Genomic DNA, 15320 nt, shown 5'->3' with positions numbered 1-15320 from the left:
AGTCATTATCTTTCTACTCCAATCATTTGTAATATTTACTAATAAATAAGCAGTAACGATTATCTAATGTCGGCTCATAACTCAATTTGTCGGCAATGGCCGACATAATTTTTAAACCCCGCCCGCGCTCTTGATCGTTATCCTCAAATTCAGAGGTTTGGCGCAATTGCTGTTCTAAGTTAAATGGTTCACCTTGAGACCAGATGCGAATTTCTATATATTCATCTAACCGCACAGCTTCCATCTCAATCGGAGTTTCAATAGGTAAATTTTTGTGAGCATGTTCAACAATGTTAGTAAAGCCTTCTATCATCAGCGTTTGACATTGCCACCAAATTTGTTGATCGGGAATAGGTGGTTGATTCATCTGCTCGAACCAAGACAAAACTTGAGGTGAAGCTGTCAGGTCTGTGTTGACTTTGAGATAAATTTTATTATTCACTTCTTAACTAAGAAAATATTGTGAAATCATCATATTCGTTAATTAGTTTATTTAATTTGAGTATTTTTACTATACATTAAAAACTAAATTGCATATAACTTAAATTAAAGCAACTATTTACCAATCATTTTACTTAGTAAACTGTAATTTATGTTTAAAATTCTGGTTATTGATGATGACCCGACAGTGCGAGCAGTACTGAAAAGCACACTCCAAAGGCAGGGTTATGAGACTACTGTAGCTAGCAATGGTGAAGAAGGAATTAGACAAGCACAACTGCTACATCCGGCTCTGATTATCTGTGACTGGATGATGTCACAAGTAGATGGGCTAGAAGTATGTCGTCGAATTAGAACAGATCCAGAGTTAGCAACTACTTTTTTTATTCTATTGACGGCTAGGGGAGCAGCTCGAGGAGAGGAGGAAGATAGAGTTAGAGGACTTGATGCTGGAGCGGATGAGTTTATCTCCAAACCGATAGAGATGAATGAATTGAAAGCACGGGTAAGAGCGGGACTAAGGTTACACCAGCTAAATCAGGATTTACAAAGTCAAAAGCAAGCTTTGGAGACACTAAATCAGGATTTGCAAACTCAAAAGCAAATTTTGGAAGCAGAATTAGCTGAGGCCGCTGATTATGTGCGATCGCTTTTACCCTCACCGCTTGTAGGAGCAGTAACTACAGAAAATCTGTTTATTCCTTCAGCACAGCTAGGAGGCGATTGCTTCGACCATCATTGGATTGACGAGGATCATTTGGCAATTTATTTGTTAGATGTATCAGGTCATGGAGTGGGTTCAGCTCTCCTATCGGTATCGGTGTTGAATGTTTTGCGATCGCAATCTCTACCAAACACTAACTTTTGTCAACCAAGTGAAGTCCTGAGAGCACTCAATCATGCCTTCCAAATGAGTAAGCACGGTGATAAATACTTTACAATTTGGTATGGAGTTTATCACCGCCTTAAACGTCAACTCATTTATGCCAACGCCGGACATCCACCAGCTTTACTGTTATCTAATACCTCCACTAATAACATCGAAGTTAAACAGCTAACTTCTTTAGATTTACCAATTGGCTTTTTACCTGAAGTTCAATTTGAAGATGCTGTTTTCGAGGTCGAAGAAAACAGCACTCTATACATCTTTAGTGATGGTGCTTATGAAATTAACCAGTCAGATGGTAAAATTTGGGGGATCGATGCATTCATTGACTTACTAACCAAATATAGTCAGAATACCTGTAACCTCAATCAACTCTTAGCGAAGATTCTCACCTTAAATACTCAAGATAATCTTGATGATGACTTATCTTTAGTAAAAGTTAACTTTGGTTAGAATAGTCAGCTATGCATACTTAAATGTGGATTGCATAATAGCTTATTGTGTTGCCAATATTTGGCGGTAAAATTCATCTTTGTCAGCAAAGGTTTGAAAAATTCTATCCATTTTAGTTAGTTCAAACAACATCCTGACTTGATCGCTTATTGAACAGACAAACAGTTTAGCGTTAGCAGTTCGAACCATTTGCATTGCTGATACTAAAGCACCTAAACCAGAGCTATCAATAAACCTTACTTCTTTCATGTCAATCAACAAAATATCGGCTCCATTTGCCAGCAGACCGCTAACTTCACGACGTAGTTCATTACCTCTAATACCATCTAGAATTCCAGATATTTCTAGTACTTTTACATTCAAACTCATGATTTTATTTTCCTGTTATGTAGTTATATTTTGGCATTGAATTAATGAAAACTGCAATAGATAAAGTCTGCAATTAGCTTTGTTTTACTACTTGCTGATTGCTATTATTTGCAATTGCCGTAAAAAAGCTAGCATCAACCCATTGCCGAGAAATTTCAAAAGCTTCAAAATAGCCGTCTTTTTGACCTAACTCACGCGCCCAAAAGCGAGACAGAACAAGTATGGCATCAAGTTGCATAAATGCTTTATTTAATTCTGATTCATAACAACCGATCGCTGCAACTTTTTCCTCAATTACAGAGGTGATATCCACAAAAAAGTTGGGTTCAAAACCCCGCAAAAAAACAGGTGGTGCTGAATACCACAAGGGGATGTTTTTGCGGGTAGCAACATTAGAAACTGCGATCGCACACACTTCATGATCTCTATGCCCATATTTTTCAGGTTGTGGTGCGTGAGTAATAATCAGATCCGGTTGCCAACGCCCAAGAGCTTCTTCAGTAACTTTAATCACTGCTTGTGTGGAGAAATTGCACTCCTCAAGTGCATGAAACTCATAAGTTGCACCGATGATTTTACCAGCTGCATCTGCTTCTTGATGACGTGTACCCTTAATAGGCGAACTAGAAAAACCGCCATCAGTCAAAATTAAGCAACGAACATTCCATCCTGCTTTGGACATCAGACTGAGAGTACCAGCAGCAGGTAAAACTTCATCATCAGCATGAGCATAGATTGTTAAGACATTTCGCTGACCAAAGTTTTTTGAGTCTGAATGAGTGTTCATAGCTGTTTTCTTTCTAAATTAGATTTGCAAGTTAGCAGTCATGAGTTATTTATTCACCTGCCCTTTTCCAGCTTTCTTTACTTACCTTTTAAACCTCTTTTGGAGGCTGCCAAACAGATGCGCGGACGATCGCCCACAAAAGTAATAAATTATAGATAGCCCATCCACCATTGAGCAGGTGAACCTCAGGATTATTTAAATGGCCAATTGCGAATTGGTAAAGGCTCCATAACATCCCCAAGATGGTAAGGATAAAAATAACCAACTGCGGCCAAACAAGCCGGAGATAAATCCCGGATTGCCGCTGCTTAGGTGTGACTTGGAAATTGAGTTTTTGTCCTGTGAACACACTCCATACAGCTTGGATTAATAAGGGGAATAAAGCGATCGCATATTGTTCAGAACGCCATACTTCTCTAGCTGGAATGCCCCAGGTGGCTGCCAGAAAAGTCAGACGGTTAATAATAAAAGCTGGAAAAAAGTGTATGGCAAAGTCAGGGCCGTAGCTTCTAACTGGAACAATGTCCGTAAAAAAATAGATAATTGGACAAGAAATAAAAACCAGAGTTGCAAAACCAGAGAAATAACTATACATCGTCTTGAAATATTGCAACCTTTGCCAAAAGGTTAGCCCTGATTTTGTCAGTGGATTTTCCCTCACTAGCACTTGGATAGTTCCTTGTGCCCAGCGTAGCCGCTGTTTAAGAGTAGAACTTAGATCGTCTGGGGCTAAACCTTCTGCCAAAAGTTCATTGTGATAAATAGATTTCCAGCCAGCACTATGCAGACGCATTGCTGTATTCATATCTTCCGTAATACTATTACTGGATACCCCACCAACTAAATCAAATTCATCTAAACGTTTTTCATCTTTGGCAAATTCATCAGCAAAATTTTGCAGTCCGACACTCACTAATGCTTCACGTCTGAGGATTGCATTTGTGCCCGTATAAAACGCAGCATTCATGCCATCTTTACCTTGTTGAAGCGGCCCATAAAATAAATTTGCTCGATGTCCAAAAGGATCGCCTGGAGGAATATTGTAAAAATCCTGGCGGGTCTGTACAAAAGCAATTTGATTCTGGTCATATTTTCCTGTTGAAAGATTATAGGTGTAGAAATAAGGCAGAACTCGCTTGAGAAAATTTCGCTTGGGAATGTGGTCAGCATCTAGAGTAACAATAAAATTCCCTGACGTTTCTCCAGAAAAAATTGCATAATTAATGTTGCCTGCTTTGGCATGATGTGCCACACCAGGCGTCTTAGGACGAGCAATGTAGCGAAAACGAGCAAGTTCAACTAGTTCTAGTTCTTTCTTACGAATAGCTTCTTCTAAAGCTTTGCGTTCTGTAATTAGACGATCGCGAATACTTTGATGAGTCGGAGGTAGCCAAAGAATCAGCGATCGCAAACTTTGCACAAATCCAGCCGCAGGCTGGTTCACCACTGATTCTGATGATGTTTGCAGCCATTGTTCGGCAGCTTGAGTATTAGGTATCAGATTTTCTAGTTGCTTCAAGCGCTCCAACAAACCAGAATGTTCTGCATCAATCCGTTCCGCTTCTAGCTGTAATTGTGGTGACTGCAAATCTTCAATACACAATCTTTCTGTCATCGCTCGCATATCAGCCGAGTTCCCGTCATCCAGCACATAAACGCGTAACTTTGTTGGCGGATAATCCATTGCTAGGGCGGCTTTGGCAGTTTCTTCGACAATTTCTTTCGGCTCGTTGTAGCAGGTTACAAATACATCCACTGTTGGCCAGTCGGCTTTGGGTATGGGTGGGGTCATCTGGTCGAGAGACTTAATTTGTCTGACTAAAGGTCGCCACAACCCAATTACAAACATTACGCCACCGAAATAGCTGTAAATCTCTGCTATCAACAAAGGAATCGAAATCCAGAGGGCATCAAAATTGATGGAATGGGTGACGCGCCATTGCAAATACCAGATACCAAAAATTAAATTGATTTCTGCCAGGTAGCGAAATAACAGCGTTCTTTTTTTGAGTAATGAACGGCTGTTGCCGGAAAATTTTGAGGAATTATCACTAATAGAAACTGAAGTCATCTTAGTACCAGTAATTAAAACAATTAAAAATTGAAGATGAAAAATTAAAAACTCAATTGCTTTAATTTTTAATTTCCGAAGGGTCAAGCACGAGCGGATGTCTGCCTCTAGCTTGGTAAAGCAGACTTTCTAAAACGATCGCATTCGTATTCACGTCAACAGATGCATTAATACCTAGTTTGGAAGTTTCATATCGTCCTGAAAAATAACCGTGATTTTTATCGGATAAATTTTGAGCAAAGTCTCGCAGCCTTTTTGCATAAGGCTCATCTGGCATGAGCGCAAACCAAGAAAATGCTGCTTTCGTACTAACAAACCGCAATTGGGGATAGGCTTTTCCTCTAGTGTTAACGGCTTGCCAAGCTTGATCATTGGAGTAGACGCTGTAATAGAGAAAGTAAGGAGGACGATCCAAGGAATCTTCATTTACAGCAGTTAAAATTCCAGTGCGCTTAAATCTTTGTAATTGCACTTTAAAAAGATTTTGCACTTGCGGCTTAACAGCATTATCCCAACCAATTTCCAAACCCCAAAGCAAATAAGGATCGTTCGTCAGGTAGTTGCTAGCTCCAGAGTTTTTGAAATTACGCTCATCAATTTGCAGAGTAATACCATCAACTTGAACTGCTTTGACTGGTGGATTAGTGAGAGCATTAGTAGCTTGAATATTCCACAACTTTAAACTGTGGGCAGCATATTGCTCGTAGCCTAATCGCCCTTCCTGCACTTCGAGAAGTTTGCCTGCTTTAGGAATAGCTCCATTTAACCAACCATCCTTGACTAGTTTTGATGTATGCCAACGAGCGACGATGTGATTAATGCGATCGCTATATTCTGGGTAATGCGATCGCATAACATGCAATCCGATCAAAAATCGTGCCATATCCAAAGCTGACCAACCACTTGTACCTTTGGGATCGGGTGTGTCATTGAGTTGGCGCATTTCGGCAGTATGGGTGCTATAAGCTTTATTGGGTAACCCAGTTGCAGGTAGTGGCAGTTTTTCCAGCGTCTGTAGCAATGTGTTCATTCGCTGTTGAAACATTTCTTTCGGCAATAAACCTAACTGGCGAGCCGCATGAATTCCTAATAAAGCGCTACCCTGATCCCACCAAGTTGTCCACGGCAAGTTGTCTACCGAATTTACTAAACCTGTTTGAGGATTCCAGTTACGCTCAAAATACTTCCAAGCCCGCCCGGCGGCAATTTGATCTGCTTCTTGGGTCAATCCAGGCAAAGAAGTTGTGGGCGTTGGAGTCGCAGGTTTTTCTGGACTAGCTGTTGGTTTTGGTGGTGTCAGTTTTGGTTTTAGCGGTAGTGGCGTGACTGTGGGAGCAGTCTGTTCTGGAACGGTTTGTGAGGGTGGTGTTTGGATATCAGGGTTAAAGTTGTCAGGGGCAGCAATGAGCGTAGATGGGGTAGGAGAGCATTGCCACGTCCCCGTACTCGGACAAAGCAGGGGTTGTTGATTTGTCGTTGCGTACAATACTGATTGCAAAATCATGCTTTTGATGCCGCTTGTTGTCATTTATATCTTCTTTGCCAACTCAGCAGGCGATAAATAGCCAAAAGCCGAATTATTTACTGCGTCTTTATAACCAGCAGATTTGCCGCTATTACTATTAATTGCCCAATCACATTCCTTATTAATATTGAAATAAAGAATGGCTCTTACACCCATCCCAGATAGCTGCGTGTAAGAGTCTTTTAACCATTGGTCTTTGGCAGTGTTGGGCAAACCATTTTGCGTATTACTCGTACTAGCTGTTTGAGCGATGAAAATCGGCTTACTGCCAGCCATAACCTTCATCCGCTTGATATATGGTTCAAAAACTTCTTTTGGGCTACTCCAGTGTTTCCAAGAAGAATTACTACAATACCCCCAGTTGTACGAACTAAAGGCAACGACATCTACCGATTTGTCCCCAGGATAGTAGTTTTCAAAGCGATGTTCATTGTTTTCACTCCAACCATTCGGTGCAAATACCCAACGGATTGCTTGTGAAGATACACCAGCCTCTTTAAATATCTTTTGGATACGTTGATAAGCTAACTTGAAGTTCTGCGGGTTTTTGCTGTATGCTTCTCCAGGAATGTTCATCTCTTGCAACGGAGCGATAAACGCAATACGTCCCTCGCCTCGTTTTGCCCAGTCAGAGTATGCTTTTGCCACTTTTTGCAGAGAACTATCTACGTCTCCTCTAGCAATCTGCGCTGCTGAACGAGTGGATTTGAGATTAATAAAGGCTGTGTATCCGTTGTGTTTCAGTTGTTCTAGGGAAACTGGGATGTTGTAGGCAGGATTCAAATCTTCGATATCAAAGAAAAATCCAGCAATAGAATGGCGCTTACCAGTCCATTGATCGACTTGACGCAATTGGCTGTCAATTGTACTTTGATTTCCCATGTAATCTGGAGTGTACAGTCCCAGTAGTACAGGAGTATTGGAAGCTGTTTGGTTGCGAATTTGGTTTAATTTCCGGTTTTCGAGTTGCCTTGAGGCATCAGCAACCGCCATTAGATTTTTACTCGCAAAGATGCTTCCTAGTAAAATTAGCATCATTAGCGCCAGTCGTACCTTGTTCATAGATTTGAAGGAATAACCAGGGATTTTGAATCGAGATGTCTGTTGCTCGTGCAAGCTACGGACTGCATTAACTCATATACAAGTATTCCCAAATACGACTGATTATTAACAAACACAGCTTTGTAATTAGAGTGAGTTGCATTCCAACTTATTCTGTAACTTTTGTGCCAGTTACTAACGGAGTCTTTTCGCCACCTGAAACCCAGTAACTTCCAGAACTATCAGAAATTAACTTAATTCGTTGTATTGCAGTTTTGGGTAGACCTCGCCCAGAATTTCCCTTAGTAACTTCTTGCCACCAAGGAGATTTCATGGTGGAAGTCGGACGAATTAGAGGTTGTCGATTCATTACCTTGTACAGCAAGGATTGCAAAATTATACTGTTGGTGCTGCTGGTGAAACCAACTGCCGTTTTACCCGTGGTTTCATAAAAGCCCTCATAAAATCCAACTAATGGATTGTATAAGTCAGTCGTTCCTTGCAGTAACTGTTGACTGTACTTGTTTTCTGGAAGCAAGGCATGATACGCAAAAGCGACTGCTGTACTTACCACTCGCCCTTTTGGTACAGGTTGACCATTATCTCCTAAAGCCACCCAAGGATCACCCTGCCCAGTAATTGTACTGTGGACAGTGTAAGGTTTACGATCAATCAAGGTGGTGGCTGAGGCTGTGAAGATGCCGGTCCGACGGTAACGTTCAGCTTGCGCCTCGAAAATTGGCTCAAAGAGCGATCGCATTTTTGGATCTAATCCAAACTCCAATCCATAGAGTACAAAAGGATTGCTAACTGTGTATTGGTTTTTGGAATTAGTATCTGTGCGATGGCGTTGAATTGGGACTTTCAATCCCTCCACTGAGGCAGTTTGATATTCACCCCCAACAGCAGAACGATCGAGATTAAACCCCCATAATTGAAAAGCACGAGCTGCATATTCCTCATAACCTAAGCGAGTTTCAGGATTAACACGGGTAAGCGATCGCCCATCTTGTTCTTTGGTAACGGTGGCACTAGAGAGAATACCTTCGCGTACCACACGCAAGTATGACCAATCCAGCACAATTTTATCTACGGCAGTCGTGTATTCTGGATGACAGCTTTTTAAGTTGTAAAGCGCTGCCAGCATTCTACCCAAATCTAAAGCTGACCAACCGTTTCCTTCGGGAACTGGATTTCCACCATAATCGACTGGTTGGAGAGTTCTGGTATCATAACCCCGACTCGGCAATTCCCCAGCAAATAATGGTAATTTTGTCAAGGCTGCTAATAGATGGCGGGTGCGCTGGTCAAATTCTTTGGGGGTAATTGTATCGAGCGATCGCGCCGCATGGAGTGCTGCGAGATAATCTCCCAATCCCCAGAGGGTTGCACCTTTGAAATCACTGCGATCGTCTATCAGCCCACTTTTGGAGTGATAATTCGCTTGAAAGTATCGCCAAGCCGCCTCTGCATAGCGCCGTTCAACAGGCGTCAGTGGTCGATCTAGTTTCAGGTTAGATGATGGCTGGGGACTATCAACTGGTGGAATAGGTGCAACAGCTACTTCTGTAGGTTTAGAAGTATCCGCAGGGGTTGCGATCGGAGTTGTAACAGTAGAATTCGGTTGATTTGCAGGTGTTGCTGGAGAAGCATTTTCACTGGGATTGCCAGTAGAATTCGGTTGATTTGAGGGTGTTGCTGGAGAGGCATTTTCACTAGGCTTGCTAGTAGACAAACTCACAGAAGTGGAAGCAATTAAAGGGTGATTTCCCCTAGCTTTGTAGTATAAAATCTCCAAAATTAACCCATTAGTATTACCTGTCAAAGCTTTGTTGGGTTGTTTTGATTCTTCATAGATCCCAGCATAGTAACCGCTATCATCAGGACTGCGGAGATCCTTGACTGCATCAAAAACCTTTTGGGCATAAACATTATCTGGAAACAGATAGCGCCAACCAAAAGCAGCTTTTGTGCTGATGCTGCGAAACTGTGGGTAAGGCTGATTAGCATCAGTAATAGTTGCCCAGTTTGCACCGTTGGCATAGATGGTGTTGTAGAGAAAATAAGGTGCTTGGTCGATATTATCTTCTGTTACCGCAGTTAACTGACCTGTGGTATCAAAACGCCGTTTTTGCACATCTAAAACCCTAGCAGCAAAATCAGCTAATTCACCTTGCAAGCCAAATTCAATCCCATCAAGGATATAAGACTCACTCACAACGTAATTATTAGCGTTGGTGCTTTGAAAATCACGGTTATCAACAGGAATTTGCACACCATTAATTTCAACTAACTTAAACGGTTCTAAAGCAATAGCCTTGGGTGCTGAGAAACCCCAAAGTTGATAACCCCTAGCGCCGTATTCTTCGTAGCCGAGTCGTCCCTCTTGTACTAGTAACGTTTTCTTGTCAGGGAGAACAGTAGCGCCAAAAAGTTGTCCATCTTTGAGCGATCGCGCAACCTGCCACTTCGCTACAATTCCTTTGAGCCAATTATTATATTGAGGATGACAGGTACGGATGACATCAAACGCAGCCAGTATTCGCCCAACATCCAAAGCAGACCAACCAATACCCTGCTCCAGCGGATTGTTGCCATAATCAACCATCTTTGCGGTGGCTGCGTTATAGACTTTATTGGGCAAAGCATCTTCAAATAATTTCAGGCTATTGAGAGTTGTCAAAAACTTATTGAGGCGGGAATCAAAATCTGCTTGATCTGTAAGATTCAACCATCGTGCAGCATTCAATGCCATGAGGTAGTTACCCATATCCCAGAGTGTACCTGAAGGATAACCCCCAGTAGAATTGGTAAATCCCGTTGCTGGCTGATAATTTTTGACAAAATACTGCCAAGCCGCACGAGCATAAGTTTGTTCTTCAGATGTGAGCGGGGTTGTAATATTGCTACAGCTATTGGAATTTTGGGATAAGACTGGTGTCGGGATGTAAAACAAAAATTGTAGAAATGTTCCAATTAGGAACAATGCAATCCATCTCAACAGCTTTTGTTGATCGTGCTTGTATAGCATAAGCAAAGAAGGAGTTAGGAGCGTGTCTGTACAGCTATCGATAGAGTCGAGTAGCGCTAGTGAATGATATTCGCAAAAGTTCTAAATATCAGGGTGAATTACACGGAAATTTTGTATATTGTTTCCTTAAACGGGGTCTGTATACGGAAAAAGTTTATATCTTGCCCAAAAAGAGATGTTATGGAGAAAGTTTCTATATATTTATAACGAATTGAGTAAATAATTTACTAGTTTAATAGCTACAGCTAAAGGTTTCATAAAAATAATTACAACCAATTGCCTATAAGAACGTAAGGTGCCCAAAAATATGGACGATTTTCTCTAGCTAAAATCGCAAGTTGAGCGCGTTGTAATGCTTGAGACTTAGTTACTCCAGCATCCAATTGTCGATATAATTCACCCATAAAGTCGCTAGTAAATTTATCATCTACTGTCCACAAAGTTGCTAGGGTACTGCGTGCGCCCGCCCGTACTGCTACTCCAGCTAACCCCAAAGCGGCTCGTTTGTCTCCTGTGGCAGTTTTACAGGCACTAAGGACGAGTAATTCAATTGTTCCTCGTCGATTTTCACCCCTAGCTCGAAGTAAATTATCTAGCTCTCTAACCCTGAGTAAGCTACCCCAGGTAAGAATATAGGTTTCTTCAATGTCTGAACTAAATTGCCCGTGAGTAGCTAGATGCACCACTGAAAAGGAAGTAGATTGAATTTGCTTTTGCAGATTAGCTTCAGTAAACTCTTGATTTAAGAGTTCTTTAGTTGATTTCACTTCAGATTGGACTAGTTTTAATTCCTGTGTGACATTTGAAAGTTTGGGAAAAGATTTACCTTCAATCAAGCGTTCTTGCTCAACCCCAGCAATTAAAGCGTTTAGCCGCACGTTTTGTAAAGGTTTAGGATCGAGGAGTTGCAGTCCAGGCATCAAAGAAACAGCATACTTTTCTATCAGATATTTTTGCTGTTTTTTATCATAAAGAATCGCCATTGGAATATTTCGCAAAGAACCATCCAACACAAACACTAGGGATGTGATATCTGCATTTCCTAAATCTGATTCTATAGGTTTAATTAACCAATCATATAACTGTTGCGAATACTGCTTAACATCAGGCTCCCGGCTAGCAATGGGTAAATCTTTTCGTAGTTGTTCTATAACGTTTTCTAATACATCTTTAGGGACTTTAGTTGTTTTACGGTAGATTGCATCTTGCCCTGGCAACCTAGTAATAATTTCCAGTCGATTATCTAAAATAATTGGATAGATAACAACCGTAGATTTTTGCTTTTCAACTAATTTATCAAGGTTAACTCTTGGTAACAAGCAAGGTGAACGAAAGAAGTTATCTAATTCTGCTAACTGGAGAGATTCAATTACCTGACGGGCTTGAACGAGATTATCTGGCTTTTGAAGAGTATTTTCCTGAAGTTGCAGCAGTAAATCAACGTACTGTCGATATACGGGTTCTACGCTTTCGCGGAAAGAAAATTGTACGTCAGGATTAATCGCAACTAAATCATTACGAAGGGATTTGAGGGCATTATAAGCTTGATTATAAGCAGCTGTTGCGGCTGGGATATTGGATTGCTTTTGCAGTATCCGTCCCATCTGCCAATGCCATTGATAGGCAATGTCTTGAGCATCAACAGATTCGGCTTTTACCAAGGCTTGTTGTGTAAGGCTTTTAGCATCGGCTAGCTGTCCGCTTTGTTCGTACAAACCACCAAGAGTACCAAGGGCATAAGACTCAGTTCGTTCATCTTTTAAACTCTTAGCTACTTGGACAGCTTGTGCTAACATCTTTGCAACATCTTTTGGCCCAACTGAGTTCTGTGTCATTTTGCTCAGACTTTGGGCAAAGTTAATTCGGTAATTAACAGCCGTGCGACTTGAAGGCAAACTGTCTATCTGAGACTGAATTTGGGGTAATAATGCCTTTGCTGGGCTAAATTCCTTTTGCTCTACCAATAGTCTTAATAAATTGAGTTGAGCCAAAAGACGTACAGTAGGTTTTGTAGATGCAATCTCCGCTGCCTGTTGATAGTATTGAATTGCTGTTTGCGTATAATCTTTGGCGCTGCTTGAGTTACTCAAACTAAGTTGAGCGTAGATTTGAGCGCGGGCTGTATTACCTAAACTAAGTAAAGCATTACTTTGGGCGATCGCATCTTTCACTCGTATAGCTACAGAATAACTGTCTTTGAGAGTTTTGTGCGAATCCTTCAAATAACCCAAGCTTCGCTGAACATTCCCTAAGTTATACAATCCTGTCGCTTTTATAGGAGAGTCTGGTTGGTTTTTAAGAATTTCTTGGACTGAGGTTAAGGTTTTATCTGCTTGGAGATAATTTCCCAAAGCTTGCATTGCTTGGGCTTGATTAACGCGATCGCGAACCAGTGCAGATATATCATCTAAGAGTTGATAAATTTTAGCTGCTTCTTGCCAAGTACTTAAAGCTGCTTCAGTTTGCCCTTGTGCTAATTCCAGTCCACCTCGAACATCTAAAGCTTGGGCAAAAACTTGCGCTTGCTGTTGTGAAGAATCTGAATCTTTGAGAGTTTGTAATAGTTTAATACTTTGTGTAATAGCTTCATTTGCCTCTTGCCATTGTCCTAATTGCTGGTAGGCTAAAGAAAGATTGCTTAAAGCTATAGCTTCATTCAATACATCATTAGTAGCTTGAAATTCAGCTACTGCTTTTTTGAGAAGTTGTACCCCTTCTACAAACTGTCCTGCTTCATAAAATGCTTGACTTTGCTGTACTAAACTAGAAGTCTGAGTTGGGTTGACAACAGGTGTAGTTGCTAAAACAGGATCAAATCCAACTTTAGATTTTGCAAACCTTACCGTTAAATAATTAGATGAATCAAAAAAATACGGCAATAACGTACAGAGTAATGTAGTCAATAATGCTAGAAAAAAATGCTGGAAAAATTTCATATAATTTTAAAACTTACTTTTTTCTTAAATAGAATTTAATCCTTTTAATACCAAATTGCCTTTGATTGTCATTCTGAGCAAAGCAAAAGAATCTCGCCAAAGTCTTGGCTACACATTTTTTTGCTTTATTTGAAATCATACAACCTATTCCGATTTGGTATAATTAGTGAGAATACAAACCTGATACAACTCTCTGTAGTTCTGCAATTTTGTGTGAAATTAAAACGGATTATATTGTACAAAAAAATATAAACCGTTTTCTTGCCATGTATTGCTTTGAGTATCAACAGAAACTAAAGGGATACCCCACTCAACACCAGCAGTAAAGTTATTACCCTGTAACCAACGTAAACCCAAACCAACAGAAGCTAGAGTGTTAGTATTATTTTCATCTCTACTGGAAGAATTATTCCAAGCTGTGCCAACGTCACCAAAGGTCGTAACTTGCAGAACTCCATTCCATTGTGGTACACGGGCAATTGGTAGCCGGAACTCAACAGAAGCAAGAGCGCCATTATCTGTCAACAGTAAATCTTGACGATATCCTCGTACACTATTTATACCACCCAAACCAAATTGTTCTGAAGCTAAAAGCTCTGTAGAAGCTAATTGCACATTACCACGGATTAATAGTAGAGTATCAGGAGCTAAGAGGCGTACCCACTGCGCCTGTCCTCGCCAAGCGAAAAAGCGGCTATCAGGTTCGGTATCATTAATTGTGGCATTGAATGCACCAATTCCCAGACTAAATTCAGAGCGAGCGGCAATGACTTCTTGGCTATTGCGACTCGTCCATTCCTGAAAAAAACGCAACGCAGATACTCTGGTGCGTCCTTGTTCATCAGCCCCTGGTGAAAGTTCAGAAAGAGGAACCTCATTTTCTTCTAGTAAAGAGGAGGAAATATCACTTTTTCTGCGAAAAGCGGTTATCCCAAGAGCGAATTCTTGGTTAGGAGTTTGCACTAAAGGCTGGCGGAATGTCAGTTCGTAATATTGAGAAGCTGATTCAATATCTAATTTATTGAAGGGACGTTCAATGACATCGGCTGATGTAGTACCATAACTGAAAGTAAGAGTACCATTGCGGGGATTGAGAGGTAAGCTGTAGCTGGTATCTATAGTGTTACTGCCGTCGGTATTGCTATATGTTAACGATATACTATCTCCGAATCCGAGTAAGTTAGCTTCGTTTGCTTGCAGTTGGCGTCGGAAACTACCAACACTAGGTGAACGACCATTATCCAGGACTGCTTGTATATTGAATGAATCAGCCTCTGTTATCTTAATAGCCAGTAAATTAGCACCAGTACGTGAGCCAGCTGACAGTTCAGCAGAGAGGTTTTGAATTAAAGGATTGAGTTGCAATAATTGTAGTGACTCTAATAAATGTTTTTGATTCAAAGGAGTGGATGCGCCCAAAGCTATACGGCTGCGGATATAATTTGGGTTGAGTCGCTTAGTCCCAGTTATTTGGATATCTTCTAATTTCCCTTCTATTATCTGGATTTGAACAACACCGTTGTTAGCAAAAGTTTGTTCAGGAATGTAAGCCCCAGACGTAACGTATCCCTCTTGAATATAAAGTTCGGTAATTTTGGAACGAGCTTCTAACAATTGTGCAAATGTTATCAGCTTGTTTGTAAACGGAGCAAGTACCTCAGTCAACTTTTTTTGACTGAATACTAGACATCTCCAAAATAGTATATTTTGTGATAAAAGAACATCATGAGAAGTTTTTTAACACGAAAATATGAGTGACATACTGAATCACATTGAGGAG

Annotated in this window: 10 protein-coding genes; 1 reads left to right on the top strand and 9 read right to left on the bottom strand. The window is 40.8% G+C overall.

Going from position 1 to position 15320, the window contains the following annotated elements; translation table 11 throughout:
• Positions 1-22 precede the first annotated feature (22 nt).
• On the bottom strand, positions 23-442 hold the full coding sequence (locus HWQ40_RS03430; RefSeq protein ID WP_292774971.1) for an anti-sigma regulatory factor: 420 nt from the start codon (positions 440-442) through the stop codon (positions 23-25).
• Positions 443-592: 150 nt separating this feature from the next.
• Here HWQ40_RS03430 and HWQ40_RS03425 point away from each other — a divergent pair, with 150 nt between their 5' ends.
• Complete coding sequence (locus HWQ40_RS03425) at positions 593-1780, top strand: SpoIIE family protein phosphatase (RefSeq protein WP_292774970.1); 1188 nt, start codon at positions 593-595, stop codon at positions 1778-1780.
• Positions 1781-1822: 42 nt separating this feature from the next.
• On the opposite strand, the gene HWQ40_RS03420 is transcribed toward HWQ40_RS03425, so the two are convergent.
• The 8 genes from HWQ40_RS03420 to HWQ40_RS03385 all read right to left on the bottom strand — a co-directional run bounded on the left by HWQ40_RS03420 (position 1823) and on the right by HWQ40_RS03385 (position 15244).
• On the bottom strand, positions 1823-2149 hold the full coding sequence (locus tag HWQ40_RS03420) for an STAS domain-containing protein (RefSeq protein WP_292774969.1): 327 nt from the start codon (positions 2147-2149) through the stop codon (positions 1823-1825).
• Between the two features lie 73 nt (positions 2150-2222).
• Positions 2223-2936, bottom strand: a complete 714-nt coding sequence (locus tag HWQ40_RS03415) for a PIG-L deacetylase family protein (RefSeq protein WP_292774968.1) — start codon at positions 2934-2936, stop codon at positions 2223-2225.
• Positions 2937-3024: 88 nt separating this feature from the next.
• Positions 3025-5007, bottom strand: a complete 1983-nt coding sequence (locus HWQ40_RS03410; protein ID WP_292774967.1) for a glycosyltransferase — start codon at positions 5005-5007, stop codon at positions 3025-3027.
• 61 nt (positions 5008-5068) lie between these two features.
• Positions 5069-6535 carry a DUF3131 domain-containing protein gene (locus tag HWQ40_RS03405; protein ID WP_292774966.1) on the bottom strand — a complete coding sequence of 489 codons (1467 nt, stop codon included), beginning with the start codon at positions 6533-6535 and terminating at the stop codon, positions 5069-5071.
• The gene (locus HWQ40_RS03400; protein ID WP_292774965.1) at positions 6536-7594 is read right to left on the bottom strand and encodes a hypothetical protein; all 1059 of its coding nucleotides are present in this window, start codon (positions 7592-7594) and stop codon (positions 6536-6538) included.
• A 148-nt stretch (positions 7595-7742) separates the two neighbouring features.
• Positions 7743-10604, bottom strand: a complete 2862-nt coding sequence (locus HWQ40_RS03395) for a DUF3131 domain-containing protein (RefSeq protein WP_366933900.1) — start codon at positions 10602-10604, stop codon at positions 7743-7745.
• 266 nt (positions 10605-10870) lie between these two features.
• Positions 10871-13540 carry a CHAT domain-containing protein gene (locus tag HWQ40_RS03390; RefSeq protein WP_292774963.1) on the bottom strand — a complete coding sequence of 890 codons (2670 nt, stop codon included), beginning with the start codon at positions 13538-13540 and terminating at the stop codon, positions 10871-10873.
• Positions 13541-13759: 219 nt separating this feature from the next.
• The gene (locus tag HWQ40_RS03385) at positions 13760-15244 is read right to left on the bottom strand and encodes a ShlB/FhaC/HecB family hemolysin secretion/activation protein (protein ID WP_292775016.1); all 1485 of its coding nucleotides are present in this window, start codon (positions 15242-15244) and stop codon (positions 13760-13762) included.
• Between the last annotated feature and the right edge of the window lie 76 nt (positions 15245-15320).

Source organism: Nostoc sp. NMS9 (assembly GCF_017114995.1).
In the GTDB taxonomy this organism is placed as follows: Bacteria; Cyanobacteriota; Cyanobacteriia; order Cyanobacteriales; family Nostocaceae; genus Nostoc.
This window is presented reverse-complemented; position numbering and strand designations above follow the sequence as displayed.